This is a genomic window from Tepidimonas sp. (genome assembly GCF_036824975.1).
Taxonomy (GTDB): domain Bacteria; phylum Pseudomonadota; class Gammaproteobacteria; order Burkholderiales; family Burkholderiaceae_C; genus Tepidimonas.
This window is the reverse complement of record NZ_DAISZC010000030.1, coordinates 7,094-11,691: the sequence shown is the minus strand read 5'-3', so window position 1 is coordinate 11,691 and position 4,598 is coordinate 7,094. Positions and strand designations below refer to the sequence as shown.

Genomic DNA, 4,598 nt, shown 5'->3' with positions numbered 1-4,598 from the left:
ATGAGGAGGTGCCCACTCGTGAGGGGTCCTGCCAGGCGGGACACTGTCCAAGAGCGTGGTAAGACGGCGGGACTGCCCGTCGCTGCTGGCATCTAGCGGCAGCGCGACAACGCCGATGCCAGCTCCGGCTGCAGCGCTGCGCGCAAGCGCTGCTCTTCCTCGGCCGTCAGGTCGGGCCAGCGCAGTGTAATCAGGCGCATTTCACTACGCTCCTGCACCACGCGCGCATCCGTGACGCCACGGCGTTGCATATCCTGCAACGCACGCTGTGCGGCTTGCTCTGTCGAGAACGTGCCCAGCGCCAGTCCCGGCATCAAGGCCGCAACGTTGACCACCCGATGATCGATGCCCGCTTGCCGCAGCGCTGCGCGACGTCGCTGCAGGGCTTCGGCGCTCGAAAATTTGCCCAGATAGACAATCCAGCGCGCGGGCAGCACAGTGGTCTGCTCAGTCTGGCGGGCGCGCAGGTTGGCGTCTCCTCCGGCACGACGCCGCACCGCTTCGGCCTGTGCCGGTGCCAAACCATCCAATTGCCAGCAGTGGCGCCGCAGCCGCGCCGCTGGCGGCGCACCGGCTAACCGTTCGATCCCATTGTCAACCTGTTGTCCCGTTTCGATGGCAGTTTGCGGCTCGGCGTCAGTCGCTGCGGCAGTGGTGCCGTCATTGCTTTCAGTGGTGCCCTCATTCCTATCCAAAGGTTGCGTCTGTCCTGGTGGATTGAGCAGGCGCAGCCGCTCGGGTGCGATTTGTTGGGCCAGCCGCTGCGGCTCGCGCTCCGCGGTGGCGTCGAGCGGGGCTGCGCCCAGCCACCCCATCTGCCACGCCCACAGCGCGGCGTTGGCCAGCAGCAGCACCAGTGCCAGCAGTCTCAGCATGGCCGCACGCTCACCTCACCCTGCTGTACCCAGCGCTCACCGCTGGCCGTGTGCACACGCAGGCTGCCATCGGGCGCCACGCCGCAGGCGCAGCCCACGGTGCCGTCGCTCAGCCGCACCGGCTGCCCCTGCAGCGCGTCGCGCGCCGCAAAGCCCGGCAGGCTAGGGGCCAGACCCTCACGCTCGAAGGCGGCCAGCGCTTGCAGCGTCGCCCACCCCACCGCCTCCAGCAGCCGCTGCAGTGGCCACGGGGGCAGCTCGCCGCTGCGCTGCGCTTCCTCCAGCCCGGCCGGCGGCACGGCGTGCGCGGCCAGCTCTGGCGGCAGGCTGGGGGTGCAGCGGTTGATGCCGATGCCCACCACACACCAGCGCCCGGACACAGGCGGCGGCAGGCTAGCGGTCTCGATCAGGATGCCGCCCAGCTTGCGCCCGCGCCACCACAGGTCATTGGGCCACTTCAGCTGCACCGCCGGGCCCAGCGCCTCGGCCACGGCCACCCCCACGGCCAGCGACAGACCCGACCAGTCGGGCGGCTCCAGCACTCGCCCCACCGACAGCGCCAGTGCGCCGCCGGGCACCGTCACCCACGGACGGCCCGCGCGACCGCGCCCCGCGTTCTGCGCCACCGCTGCCAGCAGCACCGGGTCGGTCTGGCCCGCGCGTCCGCGGCGCATCAGCTCGGCGTTGGTGGAGTCGATGCGAGGCACCACTTCCACGCTCAGCGCTGGCCACGTGAGCACGGCGCGCTGCCACAGCGCTTCGGCTCCCGCATGCAAGGCCGCCAGCGCCGCAGCGTCGCTGGCGCCTGCGTGTGCCGGCGCATCGTTGCGTTGCGTGTCCGGCACGGCAGCGGGCTGGCGCACCGCAGCGGTCGTGGCAGCCGACGCCCCTTCCGGAGGCAGGGAGGGCTGAGGAGCGGCGACAACCTGCTTCATGCGGGGCATACCGTGGGGCATCGCATCGGCTGGGGCAACGCGAAAATTTGCTAAGGTAGTACGAGTGGGCGCACGCGTGCGCGCGCGAGCCGGGGCATCCGCCGCGGGCCGCCGCCGCACCGTCCGTCCGGAGCATTGTAGAGATGAAGTCCCCAGGTTTGCCCAACGATTTCACCGGCGCCGGCAAGATGCTGGTTATCGCCGAAAAGCCCTCGGTCGCGCTCGACATCGTGCGCGCCCTCACTCCTGTGGCCGGCAAGTTTGACAAGCACGACGAGTACTACGAAAACGAGCGCTACATCGTCACCTCGGCGGTCGGCCACCTGCTGGAGATCACCGCACCCGAAAGCCACGAGGTCAAACGCGGCAAGTGGAGCTTTGCGCACCTGCCGGTGATACCGCCGCACTTCGACCTCAAGCCGCTGGACAAGACCAAGGGGCGGCTCAATGCCATTGTCAAGCTGGCACGGCGCAAAGATGTCACCGCACTGGTCAACGCCTGTGACGCCGGGCGTGAAGGCGAGCTGATCTTTCGCCTCATCGAGCAATACGCGGGCGGCGCCGACAAGGCTGGACAGCCCAAGCCGCTGGGCAAGCCGGTGTGGCGGCTGTGGCTGCAGTCGATGACGCCGCAGGCCATCCGCGACGGCTTTGCCCAGCTGCGCAGCGACGAGCAAATGCGGCCGCTGGCTGATGCCGCGCGCAGCCGCTCCGAAGCGGACTGGTTGGTCGGCATCAACGGCACGCGCGCCATGACGGCGTTCAATTCGCGCGATGGCGGTTTTTTCCTCACCACGGTGGGGCGGGTGCAGACACCGACGCTGGCCATCGTCGTCGAGCGCGAAGAGCAGATCCGGCGCTTCCAGCCGCGTGACTACTGGGAGGTACACGCCACCTTTGCCGCTGCCGCCGGGGCCTACGCCGGGCGCTGGTTCGACCCAGCCTTCCGCAAGCCGCAGGGCGACGGCGCCGACCCGGAGGCGCGCGCCGAGCGCCTGTGGGAGGAGGCGCGCGCCCGTGCCGTCGCGGCCGCCGTGCAGGGGCGCAGCGGCGAGGTGACGGAGGAAGCCAAGCCCAGCACCCAGGCCTGCGGCTTGCTGTACGACCTGACCAGTCTGCAGCGCGAGGCCAATGGGCGCTTTGGCTTTTCGGCCAAGACGACGCTGGCGCTGGCGCAAAGCCTGTACGAAAAGCACAAGGTGCTGACCTACCCGCGTACGGACTCGCGCGCGCTGCCCGAGGACTACCTGGGCACGGTGCGGCAGACGCTGCAGGTGCTGGCCGACAGCCCGCTGGCGCACCTGGCGCCGCACGCGCGCGCGGCGCTGGACAACGGCTGGGTGCGCCCCACCAAGCGGGTGTTCGACAACGCCAAAGTCAGCGACCACTTCGCCATCATTCCCACCGCCCAGCTGCCACAGGGCTTGAGCGAAGCGGAGCAAAAGCTCTACGACCTGGTGGTGCGGCGCTTCATCGCCGTGTTCTTCCCGGCGGCCGAGTTTTTGGTCACCACGCGCATCACGCGGGTGGCCGTGGACGACGCGGTGCACCACTTCAAGACCGAGGGCAAAGTGTTGGTCAATCCGGGCTGGATGGCCGTCTATGGGCGCGAAGCCGAGGCCGAAGACGGCAGTGAGCGCGACCGGCGGCTGCCACCGGTGCAGCCTGGCGAGCGCGTGGCGGTGCAGGACGTGCGGCTGGACGCCAAGCAGACCCGGCCGCCGGCGCGCTACAACGAAGCCACGCTGCTGGCGGCGATGGAAGGCGCGGGCAAGCTGGTCGAAGACGAGGAGCTGCGCTGCGCGATGGCCGACAAGGGGCTGGGCACGCCGGCCACGCGTGCGGCCATCATCGAAGGGCTGATCGCCGAAAAATACCTGCTGCGTGATGGGCGCGAGCTGGTGCCGACGCCCAAGGCCTTTCAGCTCATGACCCTGCTGCGTGGGCTGGGGGTGGAGGAGCTCACCCGGCCCGAGCTCACGGGCGAGTGGGAGTACAAGCTGTCGCAAATGGAGCGCGGGCAGCTCAGCCGCGACGCCTTTATGCGCGAGATCGCCGCGATGACCGAGCGCATCGTGCGCAAGGCCAAGGAATACGACCGCGACAGCGTGCCTGGGGACTATGCCACGCTGCAGGCACCCTGTCCGCAATGCGGCGGCGTGGTCAAGGAGAACTACCGGCGCTACGCCTGCGCGGGCGCCGACGGCCACAGTGCGGGCTGTGGTTTTTCCATCGGCAAAGCGCCGGGGGGCCGCGTGCTGGCGCCGGGCGAGGTGGAGGCGTTGCTGCGCACGCACCGCATCGGCCCGCTGGAGGGCTTCCGGTCCAAGGCGGGCTGGCCGTTTAGCGCCGAGCTGACGCTGGCGCCGGATGAAGCGGGGCAGTGGAAGCTGGGCTTCGACTTCGGCGACGCGGCCAAGGTGGCGGCGGATGAGACGCCAGTCGATCTCAGCACAGCCGAGCCGCTGGGCGCCTGCCCCAAGTGCGGGGCTGCGGTGGTCGAACACGGCAGCCAGTATGTGTGTACGCGGGCGGTGCCCAGCGCGCAGCAGCCCACCCCCGGCTGCGACTTCAAGACCGCCACCACCATCCTGCAGCAGCCCATCAGCCGCGAGCAGATGGCCAAGCTGCTGGCCGAGGGCCGCACCGACTGGCTCGACGGCTTCGTCTCCAACCGCACCCGGCGGCCGTTTCGTGCCGCGCTGGTGTGGGACGCCGAAGCGGGCAAGGTCAACTTCGCGTTCGAGCCCCGGGCGGGCGGTACGCCGCCTGCCCGCGCGCGCAGCAC

At 69.9% G+C, this 4,598-nt stretch carries 3 protein-coding genes; 1 reads left to right on the top strand and 2 read right to left on the bottom strand.

The annotated features are described in order from the left end of the window. Positions 1-92: 92 nt before the first annotated feature. Positions 93-875: an SPOR domain-containing protein gene (locus V7Z54_RS05230; RefSeq protein WP_334134902.1), complete on the bottom strand. Its 783-nt coding sequence runs from the start codon at positions 873-875 to the stop codon at positions 93-95. Next, positions 869-1,810: a biotin--[acetyl-CoA-carboxylase] ligase gene (locus V7Z54_RS05225; RefSeq protein ID WP_334134900.1), complete on the bottom strand. Its 942-nt coding sequence runs from the start codon at positions 1,808-1,810 to the stop codon at positions 869-871. The genes V7Z54_RS05230 and V7Z54_RS05225 overlap by 7 nt, the downstream gene beginning before the upstream one ends. Positions 1,811-1,953: 143 nt before the next feature. Here V7Z54_RS05225 and V7Z54_RS05220 point away from each other — a divergent pair. Then, the coding region (locus V7Z54_RS05220; RefSeq protein ID WP_334134898.1) for a DNA topoisomerase III at positions 1,954-4,598 on the top strand (2,645 nt) is incomplete at its 3' end.

What these genes read in the sequence shown, in the direction of transcription:
- V7Z54_RS05230 (WP_334134902.1), bottom strand. Translation starts at nt 875, where the DNA reads ATGCTGAGACTGCTGGCACTGGTGCTGCTGCTGGCCAACGCCGCGCTG.
- V7Z54_RS05225 (WP_334134900.1), bottom strand. Translation starts at nt 1,810, where the DNA reads ATGAAGCAGGTTGTCGCCGCTCCTCAGCCCTCCCTGCCTCCGGAAGGG.